This window comes from Subtercola boreus (assembly GCF_003399635.1).
Lineage (GTDB): Bacteria > Actinomycetota > Actinomycetes > Actinomycetales > Microbacteriaceae > Subtercola > Subtercola boreus_B.
The window spans coordinates 57,783-79,630 of the sequence record NZ_NBXB01000042.1 but is presented as its reverse complement, the minus strand read 5'-3'; the positions used below and the strand labels follow the sequence as shown (position 1 = coordinate 79,630).

Sequence of the window (21,848 nt, the reverse complement as noted above, 5' to 3'; positions counted from 1 at the left end):
CTCAGCGCGCCGTTCCCCGAGGTGCGCGGAGCTCGTCGGCGACCTCGTCACGGGAGGTCTCGACCGCGGCGAAATCGTGGTCGTCATCGTACGACTTGATCCTCGCGACATGGAAGATGATCAGCGCATAGACCGCCTTGGCCACGATGTCCGCGACGGAATAGCCGACCTGCTTGGCCACCCACGCATCGGATCCCGCGATGTTCAGCAGGGGCAGGAGGTAGGCGATCGGATACACGCCCCAGCTCAGCAGCAACAGGAAGCGGAGGCGTCCGAGTGTTCCCCGCACCCCGGCGGGCTGGTTCACGAGCGATTTGCTGAGCTGGGTGAAGAGCACGAACAGGATGTAGGCGAACGGGATGGTCGACAGGATGCCGAAGAGACCACGGAGGCCGTTGTCGCCGCTGATCTCGCCGGGGTAGCCGAGGGCGATCATCAGGGCCGCGGCGGGAACCAGGCGGATGAGGAGTTTCGACTGGATCTTGCGGGTGAGCGCGAGCACGGCGATCAGTTCCACGAGCAGAAGCGGAACGGTGAGCAGCCAGTCGACGTACCGGTAGCCCTCGTTGAATCCCTCTCCCACCGCCTGGGTGTAGGTGCCGGTACCGCCCACCGAGTCGGTGACGAAGGCGCCCTTGAACGAGTCGAAGATGCGGAAGTAGTGGTACGCGGCGATGCCGCAGACGATGATCGCGACCGTGATGGCCTGCCGGTAGCGGGGGAGGATGCGCGGTAGCGAGATGAGCAGGAACACAGCCGTGAACAGCTGTGAGGCGATCACGAGTGACAGGAAGTTGTAGACGGTTTCGAACTGCCCATTCGACAGGGTGTCGGGAATCACTGGAATCCTCCATCGGAGGGCCGCGTCGCCAGCTGGGTGCTGTGGCTTCGGCCATGTGATTGAGACACTAAAACATTTAGTGCATCAAATGTATGGCTGCCATAACGGATCTTGATCGGGTATGCTTTGGCGCCGGACAGAGACGTGTGAGTGAGACCGACCGGCTGGAGAGATGGATGCCCGACGAGAGTGCGAGCTACGAGCTGACCGGGATCACTGGAGCGGCCATCCCCTTCATTCGGGCAATGGAAGCGCGAAGGGTGCGTTCGGCCGAGGAGCACGGCCTCAGCAGCATCGAGTTCCGCGCACTCTTCATGATCGCCGAAGCGGGGAGCCTGCGCCCCAAGCAGCTCGCAGATCAGCTCCGCGTCACCAATGGCGCCATCACAGGCCTCTCCGACCGCCTCATCGCCGCCGGGCTCCTCCAGCGTGAAGCCCACCCCAACGATCGCCGGAGTCTCTACCTCACGCTGTCTCCCGCCGGGCACACGGTGATGCGCTCGATGCACTCCGGGCTCGCCTCAATGCTCGAGAGGGCGGTCGAAGGCATCGACGAGCAGGAACTCGCCGCGACGACGGCCGCCCTCCGTCACATGACGGAGTCGATCCGGGAGTAGATCGGCGCTGGGTCAGAGGCCGTCGACGATCTCCGCCATCGGCTTGCGCACGCGCGGGGCAACCTCGCGGGCGCGGGTCTTCTCGTCGGCCAGGTTCTCGGCCGGTGCCACGACCCCGAGTGCGGTGACCGTGACCGGCTCCCAGCGCTCGCCGAGATCGAAGGCGGCGCGGAGCCCCTCCACCTCGATGCCGCCCATCTGGTGCACGTGCAGCCCGTCGGCGTGGGCCTGCACAGTGAGGTTCGCGACGGCCTGGCCGAGGTCGTAGGTGCCCCAGCGACGCGGCTTGCCGTCTTCGTCGACGACCTCGGCGACGTTCACGATCAGCACGCTGGCGTTCGGCGTCCAGACCTGGTTGAAGCCCATCAGGTTCTCGTTGATCAGGTCGAACGTGGGCGTTCCGCGGCGGCCGACGATGAACTTCCACGGCTGGGTGTTCGAAGCCGAAGCCGACCAGCGTGCCGCCTCCAGTGCGCTGGTGAGTGCCGTCTCGCTGACCTCGGCGGCCCCGTCGAAGGAGCGCGGGCTCCAGCGCCCGGCGAGAACGTCGAGGATCGGCGCGCTGGTGTCGGCGTTGCGCGCGGTGGTGGTGTCGGTGAGGGTCATGGTGGCTCCTGGATGATTGGTCGAACGGATCTGCGTCAGGGCGCCATTGTCCTTCAGGTACTGCAACCCACCGTACCGTGCCCGCATTCCATGCGTTCGCATGTCCTCGGCTCAACCGTGCGTGGTGAGCAGCCTCTTGAGCGCCATCGCGAACGCATCCACATCGGCTTCGGTCGTGTCGAACGAGCACATCCAGCGCACCTCGCCGGTCGCGTTGTCCCAGTCGTAGAAGCGGAACGCCTCACGCAGCTTGTCGGCCACCCCGGGCGGCAGGATGGCGAACACCGCGTTCGCCTGCGTGGGGCGCGTGAGCGTCACCCCGGGCATCCGTTCGACCGCAGCGCGGAGCCGCGCAGCCATGGCGTTCGCGTGCGACGCGGATTCGAGCCAGAGCCCCGACTCGAGCAGCGCGACGAGCTGCGCCGAGACGAAACGCATCTTGCTCGAGAGCTGCATGTCCATCTTGCGGAGGTAGCTGAGGCCCTCGGATGCTTCAGGGTTCAGCACCACGACGGCCTCGCCGTAGAGCAGGCCGTTCTTGGTGCCGCCGTAGGAGAGAACGTCGACCCCGGCATCCGTCGTGAAGGCGCGGAGCGGCACACCGAGAGCAGCGGCCGCGTTGGAGAGGCGGGCTCCGTCCATGTGCAGCCGCATGCCGTGGGCGTGTGCGTGCTCGGCGATCGCCCGCACCTCGTCGACCGTGTAGAGCGTGCCGAGCTCGGTGCTCTGCGTGATGGAGACCGCGAGCGGCTGGGCGCGGTGCTCGTCGCCCCAGCCCCAGGCCTCCCGGTCGACCAGCTCGGGGGTGAGTTTGCCGTCGGGCGTCTCGACGGTGAGGAGCTTCAGCCCGCCGATCCGCTCGGGGGCCGCGTTCTCGTCGGTGTGGATGTGGGCGGTCGCCGTGCACACGACGGCGCCCCAGCGGGGCAGCATGGACTGCAGGCTGAGCACGTTCGCGCCGGTGCCGTTGAAGACAGGGAACGCCTCCGCCGCTTCGCCGAAGTGCTCCTTCATCACCTGCTGCAGCCGCGCGGTGTAAAGGTCTTCGCCGTAGGCGATCTGGTGGCCCTCGTTCGCCGCGGCGATCGCTTCGAGCATCAGCGGATGCACCCCGGCGTAGTTGTCGGAGGCGAAACCGCGGAGTGCGGGGTCGTGCAGGCGGAGGGCGGGGTCGAAGTTCATCACAGCTCCAGTTTCGCGCACTGCGGCAGCGCGGGTGGTCGGACGGGCGGAAGATCGGGCATAGTTCTTGAGGAGGCGCCGGGCGGCGTCGGGGGTGGGAGGGCGCATGCAGAATTTCAGGACGCTGGTCTTCATCGCGGTGTCGATGATCGTGCTCGCGGCGATCGCCCTGGTGATCTACCTGGTGGTGGCGCAGGTGATTCCGGGGGCGGTCTTCAGCCCGAGCGCGCCGCCCCGCGACATCCCTGCGCTACCGCTGTCGACCCCGGGCGGGTGAGGGGCGGGGCAGGCCCGGGGGAGCGCCCGGGCATCCCCACCCGGGCCGCCCGCCTCACGCGACCGCGGACGCGCCCGTCAGGCCCTTCGTCGAATCGATCACCCCGACCATCTTCTTGGCGAGTGCCTCGTAGAACATCGACAGCGGGAACTCGTCGGCCAGAACCGCATCGGTGAGGCCTCGCGGTGGCCCGTCGAGCGGCAGGGCATCCGCACCCTTCGCCCACACTGACGCCGGGTTCGGGGTGAGTGTCGAGGACACCAGCGCATAGGCAGCCAGCCAGTGCGCGGTCTTCGGCCGGTCGATCGAGCGCCAGTAGAGGTCGTCGATCGACTCGCCGAGCGCGATCACCGCGTCGGCGACGTGGGGCCAGTCGATGGTGAGGCGGGTGTCTGTCCAGTGCAACACGCGGCGCTGGTGGAGCCAGGCGAACAGCAGTTGCCCACCGACCCCGTCGTAGTTGCGCACGCGCGAGCCCGTGATGGCGAACCGGAAGGTGCGGTCGAAGATGATCGCGTACTGCACGCGCTTCGCCGTCTCGACCGTCTTGGGCGAGTAGAGCCCCTCCCGCTCGATGCGCACGGCCTCCCGGAACGCGGTGAGATCGCACCGCAGCTCCTCGAGTGAATAGAGGAAGAACGGCATGCGCTGCTTGATCATGAACGGGTCGAACGGCAGGTCACCGCGCATGTGCGTGCGGTCATGGATCAGGTCCCACATCACAAAGGTCTCTTCGGCGAGGTGCTGGTCGCCGAGCAGCACCTCGGCGTCGGCCGGGAGTTCGAGGCGGGTCGTCTCTGCTGCGGCCTTCACCACCAGCCGGAAGCGCGCAGCCTCGCGATCGGCGAAGATCGCACCCCAGGTGAACGTCGGAACGGTGCGCATCGCGATCGTCTCGGGGAACAGCACGGCCGAATTCGTGTCGTACCCGGCCGTGAAGTCGAGAAACCGGATCGGCACGAACAGGGCGTTCGAATAGTCCGTCGCCTCCAGCGTCGCCACGAACTCGGGCCAGACCACCTCGACGGCGACGGCCTCGAACAGCCGCTCGGTGCTGCCGTTCTGCGTGTACATCGGGAACACGACGATGTGCTGCAGGCCGTCGATCCGGTGCTGCTGAGGCTGGAAGGCGTTCAGCGAGTCGAGGAAGTCGGGCACGCCGAAGTCGCCTGCTGTCCAGCGCTCGAAGTCGTCGGCAGCGGCGGCGAGGTAGCCGGCGTCGTGCGGGAACTCGTGCACGAGCATCCGGAGGGCGCCGGTGACAGTTTCGACGAGCGCGTGCAGTTCTCGGCGATCGGCTGCGGGGTCGGCCGAGCCGTCGGCCAGCTGCAGGCTCTGGATGCCCGTGACCGCGGTTCGGAGGGCGACCCAGTGCGGTCGGGCGTCGGCGGGGAGACGTGCGGGGTGCGCGCGGAGGTCTTCGACGACCTCCGGCTCGCCGATGACGGCGTCACGGGCCGCGGTGGTGAGGAGCGCTGGCTTGGACATGAGAACCTCCGTTCGCTGAGGGGGAGAGTGGTGTCGAGCCGGTCAGCTCAGCAGTGAGCCTAAGCAGATTCGCGCCACGGTATCCGCAGGTTGCAGCCACTATTGCGCGCAGATCGGGGCTCGGCGGCGGATATTTGCGCACAGGTTCGCTCCTGACGCTGCCGAGTGGCGCCGTCGCATGCGCTTATTCAGGCACGGCGGGGTTCGGAGTTCCTAGGGTGGACGCCGGCTGCCGCTGCCTGAATCACGGCACACTGCCATGCGCGCGTGGGCCCGCGCGCGGCGGGTCCGCTTCAGCGGGTCAGGAGTCAGCGCGTCTGGCCGAGCAGCAGGTCGACGCGGAGCCCCGCGCGGGACTTCACGATGGCGGCGGGGATGCGGGGCGACCGCCCGGCGGCCTCCAGTCGGGAGAGCGTGTCGAGAGCCACGGCTTCGAGCCCGCGGGGGATGAATCCCACGACCGGCGTCATGCGCGAGTCGACGAAGAAGCGCACGGCGACGGGCGCATCCATTCGTTCCTCCTCGGCCGAACGCCGGGGGATGAACACCTGCAGTTCATTGACGCCCTGTGCCAGCACATCGGCGATCTCCTGCTGGAAGGGGTCGCTGCCGGCCAGTTGCAGCCTCACCCGGGCGTTCTTCGGGCGCATGTCATAGCCGTAGTCGCCGAGTTTGCCCGAACCGCGGTCCTTACGGCCGAAGACCGGCTCGCCGATCCCGTCTGTCGTCATTCGGATCGCCCCTGCGGTTCCGCGTCGGGCTGCTCCATCCACCACTCCGTGAATTCGCTCGCACGGTCATCCGGTGCCAGCCTGACCAGCCACAGGTTGCTGTAGGTCGGGCCGTCCACGTAGACGGTCGTCGCCTGCACCATCGCGATGTCGTCGGGAAGGTAGGCGTCGGGAGCGCGCAGGATCTGCCAGCTGAACGTCGTCGACGCGGGGGCGTCCTGGGCGGCGAGCCAGCCGTCGACGATCTCGTCGTGGCCGTGCCAGGCAGGGCTGTACGGCTCGGTGCGGTAGTCGGCATCGGGGGTGAAGAGCGCGCGGATGTCGTCGGGTTCGTTCGACTCCCAGGCGGCGCGGTAGCGCGCGATCCAGTCGGTGATTCCGGATGACCGGGGTTCGGTGTCGTCGGGCACGAGGCTAGAGCTTTCCGATCGTCAGGTTCTCGATCGCCTTCTCCAGGCGTCGCTGGCGTGTCTCGGCCGTCTTCGCTTCGTCGAGCGGAACGGTGAAGCGGCGTCTGTTGCTGTACGAGAGAGTCTCGAAGAACGCTGCCGCGTCGGGAGTGGCGTTGAGGGCCGCCTGCAGGTCTGCAGGCACGACCACCTCGCGGGGCTGGTCGTCGAGCACGATGTCGACCTCGAACTCGTCGCCGGGAGCGATGCCAGAACCCTTCCGTACGGCCGCGCTCACCGGGAGCATGATCTCGCCGCGGTAGGGCGTCACGGTGCTGCGGTAGGTGAAGTCGTTGATGGTCACGGCAACGGCGTGCTTCTTCGCGGTTCCGAGCGATTCGTAGACGTCCTGGGGCACGACGATGCCGGTGGCGGACTTTCCACTCTCGAAGAGAGTCGTTCGAAACCTCATATCAAGGAGTATGCAGGTTCTGCTCGTCCACAGCCACGGTGTCTGCCCAAGTTCTCCACCGTTACCGAGCTGTGGAGGCGCTGCCCAGAGGCCGCAAAGTAGCATGGGGCCATATGAACGAGGCGCACACCAGCAGCACGGCTGCCCGAGAAGCAGGCGTCTCCGCGCACTTCCTCCCGCACATCCAGGGGCTGCGTGCCATCGCCGTGCTGCTGGTGGTCATCTACCACTTCTGGCCCGGCCGGCTCACGGGCGGGTACATCGGTGTCGACGTGTTCTTCGTCATCTCGGGCTTCCTGATCACCCAGCAGCTCTCCCGCGAGCTCGAACGCACCGACCGGATCCGGCTGCCCACGTTCTGGGCGAAGCGGGTGCGGCGGCTGCTGCCCGCCGCGCTGCTGGTGCTGCTGTTCAGCGCGGTGATGACGCTGACGATCATGCCCCTCAGTGCGCTCGCCGAGAACGTGCGCGAGATCCTGGCGAGTGCCTTCTACGTCGAGAACTGGGCGCTCGCGGCGAACTCGGTGGACTACCTCGCCGCCTCGAACGACGCCTCGCTCGTGCAGCACTACTGGTCGCTCTCGCTCGAGGAGCAGTTCTACCTCGTCTGGCCGATCCTGCTGCTGGCGGCATCGGCGTTCGGAGTGCGACGGTTCGCGAAGCGGCGGGCTGCCCGTGGTGCGGGTGGCGACGGCTCCCGGTCCGGCGCGCGAGGCCTGGCCGAGGGCATCGCCCAGGGCGGCCCGGCCGTCGGGCAGGCCCGGTGGAACGCGATGATCGTGCTTGTGCTGCTGGCCACCGTGGCCTCCTTCGTGCTGTCGGTCGTGTTCACGAAGAACGACCCCGCGTCGGCCTACTTCGTCACCTACACGCGGGTGTGGGAGTTCGGGGTCGGTGCGCTGCTCGCCCTGCTGCCGAGATTCCGACCCGCGCGCGTCTGGCAGAGCAACCTGCTGGGTTACGCGGGCATCGTCGCCGTCGTCGGCGCCGGATTCGTCTTCGACCGCAACACGCCGTTCCCGGGGTACGCGGCACTGGTGCCCGTTCTCGGCACCGCGGCCATCATCGTCTCGCACCGTGCCACCCGGCGGCTCGACGCTGCCAGCGTGCTGGGCAGCCGTGTGCCCCGTTTCATCGGCGACATCTCCTACTCGCTCTACCTCTGGCACTGGCCGCTGATCGTCGTCGCACCATTCGTGCCCGGCTGGGGCCTGTCGATCTACAACCGCATCGCTCTCCTGGCGATCTGCTTCCTGCTCGCGTGGCTCACCAAGACGTTCGTCGAAGACCCCACCCGCCGATGGAGCTTTTGGACGAAGCGCAAGCCGCGCGTCAGCTTCGCCTTCATGGTGGCGGGGATGGCCGTGGCGAGCCTTGTCATCGGTGGTGTCTCTGTGGTGCAGCAGCCGAAGTACGACAGAGCGGCGAGTGAGCTGGCGAGCACCGTGGCGAACCTGCCCGACTGCTTCGGCGCGGCGGAAGGCCCCGACCCGGTCGTCACCGGCGCCCTGGCGACCACCGCCGACCCGACCACTGGCGCCGCGGCCACCGGCGGTGTCGCAGCGGACGCTGCCACCTCGGCCTGCCCCGATCCGGCACTGGCCGACACGATCATCCCGTCGCCCGGTTTCGGCAACGCCGACCGCCCCGCGCACCCGGAGTGCCTCGTCACGCTGAACGACTCCACGCTCTCCGCCTGCCACTTCGGGTCGAGTGAACCCTCGGCGAAACGCTTCGCGCTCATCGGCGACAGCCACGCGTACCAGGTGCTCGGCCCGTTCATCCAGCTCGCCGAACAGAACGGCTGGGCGCTCACCACCTACATCAAGGGCGGCTGCACCTGGAACACCGAGGCGATGACGGGTGCCGATGCCTTCTCGGTCTCCTGCAACACCTGGCGCTCGAACCTCACCGCGGAGCTCGCGTCGGCGCAGCCGTACGACGCGGTGTTCACCGCGTCGCTCGCCGACGAGGCCGCCCCCGGAACGTCGACGGAGGGGCAGGCGCTCGCCGCCGGCTTCAGCGCGGCCTGGAACCAGGTCACGTCGCTCGGCACGCCGGTCATCACGATGGTCGACAATCCGTCGTGGTCGGATGATCCGAACAAGTGCCTGCGCGCGGGGAGTGCCGGCGACTGCGTCGAGCCCCGGTCAGACGGCCTGGTCGCCGATCCGCCGGTCGCGATCGCGGCTGCCGCGGCGTCGGCAGCCGGCCAGAACGTCACGCTGCTCGACTTCTCGGACACGTTCTGCACGGCAGAAGACTGCCTCGCGGTGATCGGTGGCGCCAATGTCTACCGCGACCAGGACCACCTCACCAACACCTTCGCCATGACGCTGGCACCGTACTTCAGAGCCGTGGTCCTCGCGGCCCTCACGCGCTGAGCGACCTCGGCCGGGCGGGAAGGGCTGACGGGTGGGGGGAGTACTGGTCGGATTCGCGATCATCGGATTCGTCATCCCCGTCGGCTACGCGGTGCAGCGGTCGGGCATCCTTCCGGCGAATGCGCCCACGTCGCTGAACCGGTTCGTGTTCTTCGTGGCGAGCCCGTGCCTTCTCTTCACCGTCATCGCCCGGGCAGACCTGAGCGTGATCTTCTCGTCGTTCCTTGTCGTCACGGTCGTCTCCGTCGCGGTGTCGGCCGGCCTCTACCTGGTGGTATCGAGGGTCCTGTTCCGGCGTCCGCTCGCCGAGACGGTCATCGGCGCGGCCGGTTCGTCGTACGGCGGCGGGCTGACGCGCTGCGGTGGGTGCCGCGGCGCGCTTGGTAGCGTGAGAGGGTGACGCCGACACCGCCCCGTGCCCCGCGCCTGCCCCGCTGGCTGAGGAGGTCGGGCGGTGAGCCTCGTGATCGTCGCCCTGAAGGTGCTCTTCAGTCACTGACCGCCCCCCCATCACCCCGCGCGCGGCCGCGGTCTCACCCGAAGATCATCGGGCGGTCGTCGTCGTCCTCCGGCTCGAGGACGAGGTCGACCACCACGGGAACATGGTCGCTCGGTGCGTCACCCTTTCGTTCGTTGCGGTCGATCCGGGCATCCTGAACCAGCGACTGGAACGCGGGCGAACCCATGATGAAGTCGATGCGCATGCCTTCGTTCCGGGGGAAGCGCAGCTGCTTGTAGTCCCAGTAGGTGTACCCGGTCGGCACGAGCGGGCGCACGACATCGCTGAGGCCCAGCTGCTCGAACTCGGCGAAGGCGGCTCGCTCGGGCACCGAGACGTGGGTCGAGCCTTCGAAGGCTGCGAGGTCCCACACGTCGGTGTCGAGGGGTGCGATGTTCCAGTCGCCCATCAGGGCGAGCGGAGTCGTCGGATGTTCGGCCATCCAGGCACGTGTGTCAGCCGCCAGCTGCTTCAGCCAGGCGAGCTTGTAGTCGTAATGCGGATTGTCGAGCTCCCTGCCGTTCGGAACGTAGAGGCTCGAGAGCCGCACGCCGTCGACCGTGACACCCAGCGCGCGTGCCTCCGTGGGAAGCGCGCCGTTCTCGTCGGGCTTGCCGAAGCCGGGCACACCCTCGAAGCCCACGGTGAGGTCTTCCATCGGGAGGCGGCTGGCGAAGGCGACGCCGTTCCACTGGTTGAGGCCGTGCAGCTCGACGTCGTACCCGGCAGCCGTGAACGGTTCGAACGGGAACTGCGACTCTCGGCACTTGATCTCCTGCATGGCGAGCACGTCGATCTCCTCGCGCACCAGCCAATCGGTGACGCGGCCGACGCGGGCCCTGATCGAGTTCACATTCCAGGTGGCAACACGCATCCCCCCAGCCTATTCGAGCTGTGCCTGTTTCGACTTCCGCGGCTGCGCGCGGGCGGGGGCGTGCCGTCGAAGGGGCCGAAACTGCTCCATAGGGCCGTGATTGGGACGATTTGGGACCCTCGGGTGACGCGGACGCGGGGTGGCCTCGGTGGGTGGGTGGGTGGGTGATGCGGACGCGGGGTGGCGTGGGTGGGCGACGCCCCCGCGGGGTGGCGTGGGTGGGCGACGCCCCCGCGGCGAACCCCGCGGGGTCGGAGTGCCGTGGCGACCGCGCTCGCCACGGCAGGCGTCGGTCGGCGCCAGAACGGCGGCGCCCGTGCCTCTGCCGCTGTTCGCCGCAGGGGCGGCGGCGAACCTAGACTGGCGGGGTGACCGACGCCCGCGACCAGCTCATCAAGTTCATCTCCGACGAAGCCGTGTTCCACGGCGACTTCACGCTCACCAGTGGAAAGAAGGCGACCTACTACGTCGACCTCCGAAAGGTCAGCCTCGACCACCGCGTCGCCCCGCTGATCGGCCAGGTCATGCTCGATGTGATCGCGGAGATCCCCGACGTGTTCGCCGTCGGCGGCCTCACGATGGGCGCCGATCCGGTTGCCGCAGCCATCCTGCACCAGGGTGCGGCCCGCGGGCTGACCTACGACGCGTTCGTCGTGCGCAAGGAGCCGAAGGACCACGGCCGCGGCAAGCAGGTCGAGGGCCCCGATCTCGAGGGCAAGCGCGTCGTGGTGCTCGAAGACACGTCCACCACGGGCGGTTCGCCGCTGAAAGCCATCGAGGCGCTGGAGAAGGTGGGCGCGATCGTCGTCGGCGTCGCCGTGGTCGTCGACCGCAACACCGAGGCGCGGGCGCGCATCGAGTCGGCGGGGTACCCCTACTTCTACGCTATCGGCCTCGACGACCTCGGTCTGAGCTGATCCGGCCGGGCGTCTCGGGCTGGACTGAACGGAACGTCATGAGGCGGCCGGCATGAGTGGTGCTCCGGATGCCGCGCGGCACCGGCACGCCCCGGAATCCCGCCCGCGGCGAACGCGGTGGCGGCCGGCGGTGCTCGGAGCGCTGGTGGTGGTCCTGCTGGCGGCGCTGTTCCTTGCCGGAACACAGCTGCCGGGCATCCTGAACCCGCCCGCAGCGCTGACGCCTCCGGCGGGGAGCGCGGCACCGACTCAGACGCCGACCCCCACGCCGACTCCTCTGCCCACATCGACCTCGGGGCCGCAGCTCGCCGGGACCTTCGAATGGTTCCAGCTGCGAGGCGGCGAGTGCATCACGTCGTACATCTCTGCGTGGCAGCAGCGGTTCACTGTCGTCGACTGCGCGACGCCCCACGGCGCCCAGGTCGTGAGTCTGGGGACGCTGGGCGCCGACCCTGCGCAGGCGTATCCCGGCCAGAGCGCCATCGCCCAGGACCTCAACCTGCTCTGCCAGCAGAACGGCACCTTCACCGCTGCACTGCTCGGTGCGTATCCGGATGTCGTCTGGCAGGCGAGCTACCCCGTGACGGCGGCGCAGTGGCAGGCCGGCCAGCGCAACTACTCCTGTTTCGTCAGCCGGTCGAGCTCGCTGCTGCTCGTGGGCAGCTTTGCCCCGCCCGCCGTCACCGGGTAGGTTCGGAGGGCGGGCGTCGAACGCGACAGATGCTCAGAATGCGAGGCTTCGGCGTGAACAGGCGACAGGCGTTCCGGCGCACCTTCGGGCAGTGGATGCTCGGGGGGCTCCTTCTCGTGGGCCTGGTCGTCGCACCCGCGCTCGCGGGAACGACCGGCGGAGCGGCAGCGGCTGCCGCATCGACGGCGGCGACGGGTGCAACGGGTACCGCGGCCACTGCGGCGTCGGCCACCGCATCGACGCTCGCCTCCGACTCGCGGGGCGACGTCCGCGCGGCAGCCGGAGACCTCGACGACTTCACGTTCAACAGCTTCAACGGCGACTACACGCTCGCCCGTGACGCGGATGGGCACTCCACCCTCACGACTGTCGAGACGTTCGATGCCCAGTTCCCCGATGTCGATCGCAACCGCGGGTTCATCAGGGCGATCCCCGAGAAGTACCGCGGGCATCCGACCGACCTCACCCTCGTCTCGGTCACTGATGGCTCCGGCCAGTCACGGCCATACTCGACAGACTCCGAAAACGGGCTTCTGCTCGTGACCCTCGCCGGCGACGACTACGTTCGCGGGCAGCAGACCTACGTACTCACCTTCACCCGGAAGTATGTCACCGACTACTTCGCCGACACGGACGACGACGAGTTCTACTGGGACACCATCGGCACCGCCGCGAAGCAGCCCACGGCCAGCGCGACCGCCTCGGTGCACGTGCCCGCCGACCTCACCTCGAGCCTGAACGGGTCGACGGCCTGCTACTACGGGCCGGACGGATCGACGAACCGGTGCGATCTCACGTCGACACCCGAGTCGGGCGGCGGCACGGTCTTCACCACCCAACCGCAGCGGTTGGCCGCCCTCGAGAACGTCTCGGTCGTGCTCGGGTTCACCCCCGGCACCTTCACCGCCCGCGACAACTCGTTCTTCGCCTCCGGCGCAGCGATCGCGTCACTGATCCTCACGATCGTTGCCGGGCTGCTCGCGGTGCTGGCGATCGTCAACCGAGTCAGCCGGCTGCGGGATGCCCCGGGCAGGCCCACGATCATCGCCGAGTACACGCCGCCCCGGGGTGTGAACCTCCTGCTCGCGTCGGTCATCGCAAAGCATCCGCAGAGGGGCCCCGCGGCCGCCTTCGTGGATCTCGCGGTTCGCCGGAACATCCAGATCGTCGAGCAGCCCTCGGAGGGCCGCGGGTCGCCCGGCTACTGGCTGCGCTTCATCACCCCCGCGGGCCTCGATCCCACCGAACTCGCGCTCGCGAAGGAGCTGTTCGGGGATCCACTCGTCTCCGGCGCGTGGAAGCAGCTCGAGAAGCGCGACACGGCACTGGCGCGGGGGATCAGCGGGCTGATGACGTCGGCCCGCAAGGGCACCGTGATCGACGGGTACGTGCGAACCGGCGTGACCGTGGTGAGCTGGCTCTGCCTGGCCGGTGTCATCATCGCCGCGGTCGCCGCATTCATCACGGGCGGAGCGGCCGTCGGCGCGGACTACGGCGCAGGATGGCCGTACCTGCTGTTCGCGATCGCTGTGGTGTCGGTCGTGGTCGTCTTCTTCGCCGGCTTCCGCAATCCGCTCACGGCGAAGGGAGCGGAGCTCCGGGACTACATCGAGGGGCTGAAGCTGTATATCCGGTTAGCGGAGAAGGACCGGTTCGAGATGCTCCAGAGCCCGGAGGGCGCCCAGAAGACGCAGGTGAATGCGCCCGACGGGGGCCAGGTCGTGCGCATCTACGAGAAGCTGTTGCCCTACGCCGTGCTGCTCGACCTCGAGAAGGAGTGGTCCGAGGTGCTCGGCACCTACTACGAGAGACTCGGCACCCAGCCCGACTGGTACGGCGGCAATGTCGGAACCTTCAACGCGGTGCTCTTCGCCTCCAGCATCGGTTCGCTCTCGAGCTCGGTGAGTTCGTCCTTGGCTGCAAGCACATCGAGCAGTTCGTCGGGTGGATCCGGCGGTGGCGGGTTCTCGGGCGGTGGTGGTGGAGGCGGCGGCACGTCCGGCGTCTGAGAATATGTGACACGTTCTCATGATGCTCTTGCGGGTGGAGAGCAGGGGCTTTAAGCTGAGGATGTTTCATCACATTTTCAACGGGGGTCTCATGTTTTCTCGGTTCACCGTCCGCTTCGCGGCCGTCGCGGTCGTCCTGCTCGGCGTCTTCGGCTCTTCCCAGACGGCTCACGCAGCCAGTCCGGTGGTGCCGTTCGCCGACGCGAGACTGAAGCTGTGCGTGCAGCAGACGCTCGGCAGTTCCGCGCCGGAGGTGACGCTTGCAGAGCTGCAGAGTCTGACGACTCTCGAGTGCGAGGGCAAGGAGATCGTCGACGTCACGCCGCTCGGCCGGGCGACGTCACTGACGGCGCTTCGACTGGGCCGGAACACGATCGCCTCGCTCCCGTCGCTCGCGGCCCTCACCTCGCTGAAGAAGCTCGACCTGTCTGAGAACGACCTGGCCGACCTCTCGCCCCTGGCGGGGCTCTCCGAGCTCGAGAACCTCGATGTGCGATACAACAGGCTGCAGAGCATCGCCGTCCTCAATGGTCTCCAGAGTCTGCAGACAGTCAGTGCATCGTTCAACTCGATCACGTCGGTTGGCAGCCTGTCGACACTCAACGACCTCGACGCCGTGGACCTGTCACACAATGCGATCGCGGCTGCGGCTGCGTTCGCGGGGGGTGCAGTACTGCGGGAGGTCAACCTGTCATTCAATCTCCTGACCGACGTGCAGTTCGCCTCGCGGCTGACCCAGCTGACCCGGCTCGATCTGGGCTACAACCGGGTGACCTCCGCTGTGCCGTTGGGCTCGCTGAAGGCGGAGGTCGAGCTGCGGAACCAGTCGGTGCCGCTCCCGACGATCGCAGTCGATGTTGCCTCCACCACGCCGTCGGTGCGAAGCGTGACGCTCGATCCCCTCGGAGTCCTGCTCGCGAGCGATTCGCAGGCGTGTGGGGTCATGGCGCCCGGAGGCTTCGTGTGGCGTTCGAACGGAGTCGGCCAGCTGGTCTGGGCCGAGACGGTGACGCGGCCGGCCGGCAACGTGATCTCGTTCAGTGGCCGCTTCACCCAGGTCATCACGAGGGGCGCCCTGACGGCGCCGACTCCGACCGTCTCGGGAACGGCCGCCAACCTGCAGGTGCTCACGGCCGCACCCGGCACGTGGGGGCCGGCGCCCGTGGCGCTCTCGTACCAGTGGAAGCGTGAGGGAGTTCCCGTTGGCGGAGCGACGAACCCCACCTACACACTCGGCAGCGCGGATGTCGGCACGAAGATGAGTGTGGCGGTCACCGGCACGAAAGCGTCGTACGCCACGGCGACGAAGGAGAGCGCCCAGACCGCGGCTGTCGCGGGCCTCACGCTGACAGCGACGCCCGTGCCGACCATCTCCGGCACGGCGAAGGTTGCACTGACGCTCACTGCGAACTCGGGAGCCTGGGCACCGGCCACGGTGAACCTGGCCTACCAGTGGCTGGGCGGCGGGGTGACAATCGCCGGTGCCACGGCGTCGACCTACACGGTGAAGAACGCCGATGCGGGGTCGACTATCACCGTGAGAGTGACCGGAACGAAGGCCGGCTACGCCACCGTGGTGAAGACGAGCGCTGCGACCGCACTCGTGACGGGAGGGGTGATCGCGCCGGGCACGCCGACGATCTCCGGCTCCGTCGCCCTCGGGAAGGTACTGACGGCGGTGCCCGGAACGTGGACTCCCGCCCCCGTCTCCTATTCGTACCAGTGGAATCGCGACGGAGTGGCCATCACGGGTGCCGTGGGTGCGACCCACACGGTGCCCACAGCAGACCTCGGCAAGGCCATCACCGTCACGGTGACAGGGAGCAGGCCGGGTTTCGCCACGGTTTCGAGAACCAGCGCGAGAGCGGGCGTCCCGAAGTGACGGGAGCGCGGGCCGAAGTCACGGGGGCGGTCGCCGAAGGGAACGGTGCCGGTTACTCCTCGTCGGATTCGACGGGCTCCGGCGAGAGCAGCTCGTAGACGCCCTTCAGGATCTCGTCGGGCCGGAACGGGTACCGGGCGATCTCCGCCTGGTCGCTGATGCCGGTGAGCACGAGGATGGTGTGCAGCCCCGCCTCGATGCCCGCGACGACGTCGGTGTCCATGCGGTCGCCGATCATGCCGGTGTTCTCCGAGTGCGCGCCGATCTTGTTCAGGGCAGAGCGGAACATCATCGGGTTTGGCTTGCCGACCACGTAAGGCTCCTTGCCGCACGCCTTCGTGATCAGCGCCGCCACGGCTCCTGTTGCGGGAAGCGGGCCCTCGGCGCTCGGCCCGGTCGCGTCGGGATTCGTCACGATGAAGCGCGCCCCGGCCTGGATGAGCCGGATGGCACGGGTGATCGCCTCGAAGGAGTAATTGCGGGTCTCTCCGACCACCACGTAGTCGGGGTTCGTGTCGGTGAGGATGAAGCCCGCCTCATGGAGCGCCGTCGTTATGCCGGCCTCGCCGATGACGAACGCCGAACCGCCCGGCTGCTGCGACTTCAGGAAGGCGGCTGTGGCGAGGGCCGAGGTCCAGATCGACTCTTCGGGCACGGTGAGTCCCGAGGCGAGGAGGCGAGCGCTCAGGTCGCGCGGGGTGAACATCGAGTTGTTCGTCAGAACGAGGTACGGCTTGCCCTCGTCGCGCCACTGCTGCAGCAGCTCGGCGGCACCCGGGAGGGCCTGGTTCTCATGGACGAGCACGCCGTCCATGTCGGTCAGCCAGCATTCGATTTCATCACGACGGGACATGGTGCTCCTCCTGGTGCTCAGCACTAGGGTACTGCGGGTCGCCCCTCAGCCGCCTGTGCGCCTACAGCGCACCCGCAGCGAACGTGTCGCAGCTCCCGGCCCCGCCGCTGTACCCGTTCGTGAACCAGCGTTCGCGCTGGTCGCCCGACCCGTGGGTGAAGCTCTCCGGGTGCACGGAGCCTGTCGACTGCTGCTGGATCCGGTCGTCGCCGATCGCGGCGGCCGCATTGAGGGCATCCGCGATCTGCGCCTGGGTGATCGGTTGGATGAACGCGACGCCGTTCTCGTCCGTGGTCTGCGACGCAGAGGCGGCCCAGGCGCCCGCGTAGCAGTCGGCCTGCAACTCGGTGCGTACCGAGTCGGAGCTCGCGCCCGTGGCGCTTCGGTCGGTGCCCGCGAAGGTGCCTTCGAGCTGCTGGATGTGGTGTCCCCACTCGTGCGCGACCACGTACATCTCGCTGAGTGTGCCGCCGGTGGCCCCGAATCGGGTTCGGAGCTCGTCGAAGAACGACGTGTCGACATAGACCCTCTGGTCTGCGGGGCAGTAGAACGGTCCTGTCGCGCTCGTCGCCTGTCCGCATCCGGTACCGACGCCCCCGTCGAACAGCACGAACTCTGCGGGGGACTGGTAACTGACGCCGAGCTGGGGGGCCTCGGCCTTCCAGTACGCATCGAGCGAGTTGGATGCGCCCACCATCAGGCAGTCCACACGGGCATTGGCGTCGGCGCCGGTCTGGCAGTCGAGGGCCTCTGCGCTGGAGGATCCCTGCGATGTGGCCCCGCCGGCCAAGCCTGTCAGGTCGACCCCGAGCACCTGCGAGAGCAGGAAGAGCCCGATCACGACGACGGCGCCACCACCGCCGAGTGCGATCCCGGTCTTGCCCCGCTTCGAGACCCGGCTCGTGTCGAGCTTGGAGTTTTCGTTGAACGTCATGTGACGACGGTAGTTGAGGTGCGCATACGGATGCACACCCTTGCGCGCCTGTGCTCAGAGCACTTTCGGGCGGCCCACTTCGATGGTCACGACGGCGAAGACTGTCTGGGGCGACACCAGCAGCAACTCGACTCCGCTGCTGTGCAGGAGCGGGATCAGCTCGGTCTGCCCGCTCTGCACGGTTCGTTCGGCCTGCGCGGAGAAGATCTCTGCCATCTCCGCCGTAGCGAAGAACCGGTTTCCACTGTGGTGGACCGTGCGGGTGTATTCAGGGCCGACCGGCGCGATCACGGTCGCAGGTCGGGCTGTGGTTTCGACGGCTTTCAGGAGGGAGGATCGGTCACCGGCGTCAGCGCCGGCGGTTTCTAAGTGAGGCACAGAAGAAGTTTAGTAACGCTAACTATCTGCCCGGAGGGACTTGATTTCACAGCCGGGATGTGGGCTCCAGGGACGCTTCGGTAGAATTCGGGTATGTCCGTGCCTTCTCTCACCACTGCCGCCGAGGACTATCTCAAGGTCATCTGGGCTGCGTCGGAGTGGGAGCCGGAACCCGTCACGGTGAAGCAGCTCGCTGAGCGCACAGGTGTGAGCGCGGCAACGGTCTCCGATGGCATCCGCAAGCTCGCGGGTCTCGGAATGGTCGCGCACGAGCCGTACGGCAGCATCGAACTCACCGAGGCGGGCCGCGCCGTCGCGATCGGCATGGTGCGCCGGCACCGGCTCGTCGAGACCTTCCTGGTCGAGATGCTCGGATACTCCTGGGACGAGGTGCATGACGAAGCAGAGGTGCTCGAACACGCCGTCTCCGACCTCCTCATCGACCGCATCGACCGCCAGCTGGGTTTCCCCGCGCGGGATCCGCACGGCGATCCGATCCCCACGGCAGACGGGCACCCCCGCCGGCCCGACGCGGTGCGCCTGAGCGACGCCGAGCCCGGGCATCCGCTCGTCGTCTCGCGCATCTCCGACGCCGACCCGGCCCTGCTGCGGTACGTGGCCGAGAAGGGGGTGCTTCTGGATGTCACGCTGACCGTCGACGAACACCGCACGTTCGCGGGGGATGTGGCCGTGCGGCTCGGTGCGACAGGCGAGCCTGTGGAGCTCGGCCAGCGGGCATCCGATGCGGTCTGGGTCACGCGCGCGGGCGTCTGATCCACGGGGCGGAAGGCCCTTCTGCGACATCCGACCCAGCAAAAGTGCGAACACACCGCCCAACAGTGGTTCACTGGTGGGATGAGGGAACTCCACTACGGATCCGGTGTCGTCACGGTCAGCTTCGATGTCTGCGCCGCAGTCTTCGACTACACCGTCGCGCTTGCCAACGCAGGGGTCACCGACCGCATCACCGTTCCCGTGCTCGCCGACGGACGCCGGGGTTTCTCGAACCTGCTGCTCGGGCCGACGACGCAGCTGTACTGCACGGCGATCCCGGGAGTGACCGATGATGTCGCCGACGAGGTCGACATCGACGACTTCGCTCTCGTCGAGTCGCTGAAGAACAAGATCGCCGAACTGGGTGAAGGAAACGGCCCGATCTCTGCCTCCGACCGGTACCTGGAACCGCTGGAGCACGACGCGGAACTGGACTGACGGGCCTCGTCAGAGTGGCTGGGGCCGGCGCGGTCCAATGCCAGCGCAATTGAGGGCCAGCGGGGCTCAGCGCCCGGCCACAGGCGCCGTCTCCGGAATCAACTCGAGCCCGCCCGTGCTGTTGGCCCGGTTCATCAGCCGATCCACCCATTCCCTGTTCAGCGGGATGCGCTTCGACCCGAAGTACGTGAACTCGATGTGCATCTGCGGATGCAGCCAGAGGGTGTTGTGGCCACTGCCGAAGTCGTTCGAGCGCTCCCAGCTGAACGAGAAGCTCTCACCTCGGCGGAGCTTGGCCAGAATCACAGCCTGCAGGTGCGCGAGATCGCGGTCTTCGATGGTGATCGGCTTGGCGGCCGGCCCGTAGATGAGTGTGCCCAATGCGGTTCCCTTGCAGCAGTCACGCGCCAGACGTGGGTGGATACTCCGCAGGTCCGGGCGAAGATTCTTGAACTCAGCCCAGAATACCTCAGCCCGCGCCGGTTATCGTCAGAACGATGAGCGCTACGTTCAACACGACGATCAGTGTCGCGACGAGCCAGCAGAGGATGCGCAGGGGGAGGCGGTCGGCAAACGGCCCCATGAGCATCCGGTCGCCCGTGAGGCGGAAGAGGGGCACGAGGGCGAAGGGGATCCCGAGGCTCAGGAAGACCTGCGACAGCACCAGCGCCCAGGTCGGGTTCACCCCGATGCCGAGGATGATCAGGGCGGGGATCATCGTGATGACGCGCCTCAGCAGCAGCGGGATGCGGATGTGCAGCAGGCCCGACATGATGGTCGCACCGGCGTAGGAGCCGACCGACGTCGAGGCGAGGCCGGATGCGAGCAGCCCGATCGCGAAGATCACTCCGATGACGGGGCCGAGGGATGCCGCGATGGCGGCGTGCGCCCCTTCGATGGTGTCGGTGCCGTCGACGCCGCCGAGGTTCGCGGCCGCGATGAGCAGCATCGAGATGTTGACGGCTCCGGCCAGCAGCAGGGCGACGACCACATCCCAGCGGGTCGCGTGGAGCAGGCGCCGGATGCCCGCGGTGTGGCCGGGCGTCGGCACGAACTCGGTGCGGATGAGCCCATCGCGGGTGAGGCGGCCGGCCGCGGGACGGGGGAGACGGGCAGGGCGGTCTGCGACGACATGCGCGGTCGCGTGTCCGGCCAGCGACGACCCGTGCCGGTCTCGGGAAAGAGAGGAGTGCAGGTAGATCGCATGCGGCATCACCGTGGCCCCGAGCATCCCGGCCGCCAGCAGCACCGTATCACCGCCCTCGAACCGGGGCACGAGCCCGCCTGCGATGCCGCCGAGCGAGACGGGGCTCACGACGAGCCCGGCGAGGAAGCCGACCGCGATGATGGCGAGCAGGGTCACGATGACCGTCTCGAACGGGCGCTGGCCGCGGCGGGACTGCACGCTCAGGATGATCATCGAGATCACTCCCACGATGACTCCGCCGAGCAGCAGCGGCAGCCCGAAGAGCAGCTGCAGCGCGATCGCGCCGCCGATCACCTCGGCGAGGTCGGTGGCTGCGGCGACGAGCTCCGCCTGCACCCAGAACGCTCGCCGACTGCGGGTGCGCATCCGTTCGCCGAGCAGCTCCGGGAGGCTCCGGCCGGTGACGATGCCGAGCTTCGCGGACTGGTACTGGATGAGCATGGCCATGCCGTTCGCCACGACGAGCACCCACACCAGGAGGTAGCCGTAACGCGCGCCGGCGGTGAGGTTGGCGGCGACGTTGCCGGGGTCGACATACGCGATCGCGGCGACGAAGGCCGGGCCCAGCAGGAACACCAGCCGGGGAGCACGGCTTCGGGGCATGGGGCTGGAGGCGGGCGGGCCGCCGCGCGCCTTCGTCGCAGTCATTACGCTATGTTAGCGCAGTTCTGCCCTATTGTTTGGTGCGTCTAACAATTGCGACGAAGGCCGGACGCGGTAGCGTTGTCGGGTGCCAGACGCAGCCAGCAACCCCTCGGTCGAGCTCACCACCAACGGCGTCGGCCCGTGGCAGGGCGAACGGCCGACGGACGACCACTACGACCCCGAACTCCTCGAACGCGGAGACTCCCGGAACGTCATCGACCGTTACCGCTACTGGTCGATGGCTGCGATCGTCTCCGACCTCGATGAGCATCGGCACCCCTTCCACGTCGCCATCGAGAACTGGCAGCACGATATGAACATTGGATCGATCGTGCGGAGTGCCAATGCGTTCGGCGCCGACACCGTGCATGTGATCGGCCGCAAGCGCTGGAACCGTCGAGGTGCCATGGTGACCGACCGCTACCAGCACATCCAGCACCACGACACGGTGGCCGACTTCACGGCGTGGGCGGCAGCGGATGCCGTCCCGATCATCGCGATCGACAATGTGCCCGGAAGTGTCATCATCGAGACCTTCGTCTTTCCCGAACGTTGCGTGCTGCTGTTCGGGCAGGAGGGGCCGGGGCTCTCGCCCGAGGCCGTCGCCTCCGCGGCATCCATCGTCGAGATCAGCCAGTTCGGTTCGACCCGCTCGATGAACGCGTCAGCTGCAGCGGCCGTGGCCATGCACGCGTGGGTGCTGCAGCACGTCAGCTTCGGCTGAGCATCCACGCGCCACGGGCCCGGCGCACCGGCGCCA

The 21,848-nt window shown here is 67.9% G+C and carries 24 protein-coding genes; 11 read left to right on the top strand and 13 right to left on the bottom strand.

Going from position 1 to position 21,848, the window contains the following annotated elements; genetic code table 11:
* Nucleotide 1 precedes the first annotated feature (1 nt).
* A complete protein-coding gene (locus tag B7R22_RS16245; protein ID WP_116412735.1) occupies nucleotides 2-841 on the bottom strand; it encodes a bacteriorhodopsin-like in 840 nt (279 codons plus the stop codon).
* 176 nt (nucleotides 842-1,017) lie between these two features.
* Here B7R22_RS16245 and B7R22_RS16240 point away from each other — a divergent pair, with 176 nt between their 5' ends.
* Nucleotides 1,018-1,458: a MarR family winged helix-turn-helix transcriptional regulator gene (locus B7R22_RS16240; protein WP_172582491.1), complete on the top strand. Its 441-nt coding sequence runs from the start codon at nucleotides 1,018-1,020 to the stop codon at nucleotides 1,456-1,458.
* A gap of 12 nt (nucleotides 1,459-1,470) precedes the next feature.
* Here B7R22_RS16240 and B7R22_RS16235 read toward each other — a convergent pair whose 3' ends face one another.
* Together B7R22_RS16235 and B7R22_RS16230 are read right to left on the bottom strand one after the other, a co-directional pair.
* Nucleotides 1,471-2,064: a nitroreductase family protein gene (locus B7R22_RS16235; protein ID WP_116412817.1), complete on the bottom strand. Its 594-nt coding sequence runs from the start codon at nucleotides 2,062-2,064 to the stop codon at nucleotides 1,471-1,473.
* A gap of 111 nt (nucleotides 2,065-2,175) precedes the next feature.
* Nucleotides 2,176-3,246, bottom strand: a complete 1,071-nt coding sequence (locus tag B7R22_RS16230; RefSeq protein WP_116412816.1) for a threonine aldolase family protein — start codon at nucleotides 3,244-3,246, stop codon at nucleotides 2,176-2,178.
* A gap of 106 nt (nucleotides 3,247-3,352) precedes the next feature.
* Between B7R22_RS16230 and B7R22_RS19320 the strand changes: the two genes are divergently transcribed.
* Nucleotides 3,353-3,523 carry a hypothetical protein gene (locus B7R22_RS19320; protein ID WP_172582489.1) on the top strand — a complete coding sequence of 57 codons (171 nt, stop codon included), beginning with the start codon at nucleotides 3,353-3,355 and terminating at the stop codon, nucleotides 3,521-3,523.
* Nucleotides 3,524-3,577: 54 nt separating this feature from the next.
* On the opposite strand, the gene B7R22_RS16225 is transcribed toward B7R22_RS19320, so the two are convergent.
* The 4 genes from B7R22_RS16225 to B7R22_RS16210 form a co-directional block, all read right to left on the bottom strand.
* On the bottom strand, nucleotides 3,578-5,011 hold the full coding sequence (locus B7R22_RS16225) for a DUF6421 family protein (RefSeq protein ID WP_116412733.1): 1,434 nt from the start codon (nucleotides 5,009-5,011) through the stop codon (nucleotides 3,578-3,580).
* Between the two features lie 308 nt (nucleotides 5,012-5,319).
* On the bottom strand, nucleotides 5,320-5,742 hold the full coding sequence (locus tag B7R22_RS16220; RefSeq protein WP_116412732.1) for a hypothetical protein: 423 nt from the start codon (nucleotides 5,740-5,742) through the stop codon (nucleotides 5,320-5,322).
* Nucleotides 5,739-6,152 carry a nuclear transport factor 2 family protein gene (locus tag B7R22_RS16215; RefSeq protein WP_172582487.1) on the bottom strand — a complete coding sequence of 138 codons (414 nt, stop codon included), beginning with the start codon at nucleotides 6,150-6,152 and terminating at the stop codon, nucleotides 5,739-5,741. The genes B7R22_RS16220 and B7R22_RS16215 overlap by 4 nt, the downstream gene beginning before the upstream one ends.
* A gap of 4 nt (nucleotides 6,153-6,156) precedes the next feature.
* On the bottom strand, nucleotides 6,157-6,603 hold the full coding sequence (locus tag B7R22_RS16210; RefSeq protein ID WP_116412731.1) for a YdeI/OmpD-associated family protein: 447 nt from the start codon (nucleotides 6,601-6,603) through the stop codon (nucleotides 6,157-6,159).
* 113 nt (nucleotides 6,604-6,716) lie between these two features.
* Between B7R22_RS16210 and B7R22_RS19550 the strand changes: the two genes are divergently transcribed.
* Nucleotides 6,717-8,987 (top strand): acyltransferase family protein, encoded by a 2,271-nt coding sequence (locus tag B7R22_RS19550; RefSeq protein WP_216363498.1) that lies wholly within the window; start codon nucleotides 6,717-6,719, stop codon nucleotides 8,985-8,987.
* Nucleotides 8,988-9,018: 31 nt separating this feature from the next.
* Complete coding sequence (locus B7R22_RS16200) at nucleotides 9,019-9,387, top strand: AEC family transporter (RefSeq protein WP_116412730.1); 369 nt, start codon at nucleotides 9,019-9,021, stop codon at nucleotides 9,385-9,387.
* A 133-nt stretch (nucleotides 9,388-9,520) separates the two neighbouring features.
* On the opposite strand, the gene B7R22_RS16195 is transcribed toward B7R22_RS16200, so the two are convergent.
* Nucleotides 9,521-10,360 (bottom strand): exodeoxyribonuclease III, encoded by an 840-nt coding sequence (locus B7R22_RS16195; protein ID WP_116412729.1) that lies wholly within the window; start codon nucleotides 10,358-10,360, stop codon nucleotides 9,521-9,523.
* A 368-nt stretch (nucleotides 10,361-10,728) separates the two neighbouring features.
* On the opposite strand from B7R22_RS16195, the gene pyrE reads away from it, so the two are divergent.
* From pyrE to B7R22_RS16175, 4 genes are all read left to right on the top strand, one after another.
* Nucleotides 10,729-11,277: an orotate phosphoribosyltransferase gene (pyrE, locus tag B7R22_RS16190; RefSeq protein ID WP_116412728.1), complete on the top strand. Its 549-nt coding sequence runs from the start codon at nucleotides 10,729-10,731 to the stop codon at nucleotides 11,275-11,277.
* Nucleotides 11,278-11,329: 52 nt separating this feature from the next.
* A complete protein-coding gene (locus tag B7R22_RS16185) occupies nucleotides 11,330-11,968 on the top strand; it encodes a septum formation family protein (RefSeq protein WP_116412727.1) in 639 nt (212 codons plus the stop codon).
* A gap of 53 nt (nucleotides 11,969-12,021) precedes the next feature.
* Nucleotides 12,022-13,977, top strand: coding sequence for a DUF2207 family protein (locus tag B7R22_RS16180; RefSeq protein ID WP_147305425.1), 1,956 nt, complete (start codon nucleotides 12,022-12,024; stop codon nucleotides 13,975-13,977).
* Between the two features lie 91 nt (nucleotides 13,978-14,068).
* Nucleotides 14,069-15,859: a leucine-rich repeat domain-containing protein gene (locus B7R22_RS16175; RefSeq protein ID WP_172582485.1), complete on the top strand. Its 1,791-nt coding sequence runs from the start codon at nucleotides 14,069-14,071 to the stop codon at nucleotides 15,857-15,859.
* A gap of 52 nt (nucleotides 15,860-15,911) precedes the next feature.
* Here B7R22_RS16175 and B7R22_RS16170 read toward each other — a convergent pair whose 3' ends face one another.
* The 3 genes from B7R22_RS16170 to B7R22_RS16160 all read right to left on the bottom strand — a co-directional run bounded on the left by B7R22_RS16170 (nucleotide 15,912) and on the right by B7R22_RS16160 (nucleotide 18,024).
* On the bottom strand, nucleotides 15,912-16,712 hold the full coding sequence (locus B7R22_RS16170) for an HAD-IIA family hydrolase (protein ID WP_116281672.1): 801 nt from the start codon (nucleotides 16,710-16,712) through the stop codon (nucleotides 15,912-15,914).
* Between the two features lie 61 nt (nucleotides 16,713-16,773).
* Nucleotides 16,774-17,646: a KPN_02809 family neutral zinc metallopeptidase gene (gene ypfJ, locus B7R22_RS16165; protein WP_116412814.1), complete on the bottom strand. Its 873-nt coding sequence runs from the start codon at nucleotides 17,644-17,646 to the stop codon at nucleotides 16,774-16,776.
* A 54-nt stretch (nucleotides 17,647-17,700) separates the two neighbouring features.
* Complete coding sequence (locus B7R22_RS16160) at nucleotides 17,701-18,024, bottom strand: hypothetical protein (protein ID WP_147305424.1); 324 nt, start codon at nucleotides 18,022-18,024, stop codon at nucleotides 17,701-17,703.
* A gap of 93 nt (nucleotides 18,025-18,117) precedes the next feature.
* On the opposite strand from B7R22_RS16160, the gene B7R22_RS16155 reads away from it, so the two are divergent.
* On the top strand, nucleotides 18,118-18,798 hold the full coding sequence (locus B7R22_RS16155; protein WP_116412723.1) for a metal-dependent transcriptional regulator: 681 nt from the start codon (nucleotides 18,118-18,120) through the stop codon (nucleotides 18,796-18,798).
* Between the two features lie 81 nt (nucleotides 18,799-18,879).
* Nucleotides 18,880-19,236, top strand: a complete 357-nt coding sequence (locus tag B7R22_RS16150) for a hypothetical protein (protein ID WP_116412722.1) — start codon at nucleotides 18,880-18,882, stop codon at nucleotides 19,234-19,236.
* Nucleotides 19,237-19,302: 66 nt separating this feature from the next.
* Here the strand turns inward: B7R22_RS16150 and B7R22_RS16145 are convergent, their stop codons facing one another.
* Nucleotides 19,303-19,617, bottom strand: a complete 315-nt coding sequence (locus tag B7R22_RS16145) for a DUF7882 family protein (protein WP_253259133.1) — start codon at nucleotides 19,615-19,617, stop codon at nucleotides 19,303-19,305.
* 88 nt (nucleotides 19,618-19,705) lie between these two features.
* Nucleotides 19,706-21,046, bottom strand: a complete 1,341-nt coding sequence (locus B7R22_RS16140; RefSeq protein ID WP_116412721.1) for an Nramp family divalent metal transporter — start codon at nucleotides 21,044-21,046, stop codon at nucleotides 19,706-19,708.
* 127 nt (nucleotides 21,047-21,173) lie between these two features.
* Between B7R22_RS16140 and B7R22_RS16135 the strand changes: the two genes are divergently transcribed.
* A complete protein-coding gene (locus tag B7R22_RS16135; RefSeq protein ID WP_116412720.1) occupies nucleotides 21,174-21,812 on the top strand; it encodes a TrmH family RNA methyltransferase in 639 nt (212 codons plus the stop codon).
* Nucleotides 21,813-21,848 lie beyond the last annotated feature (36 nt).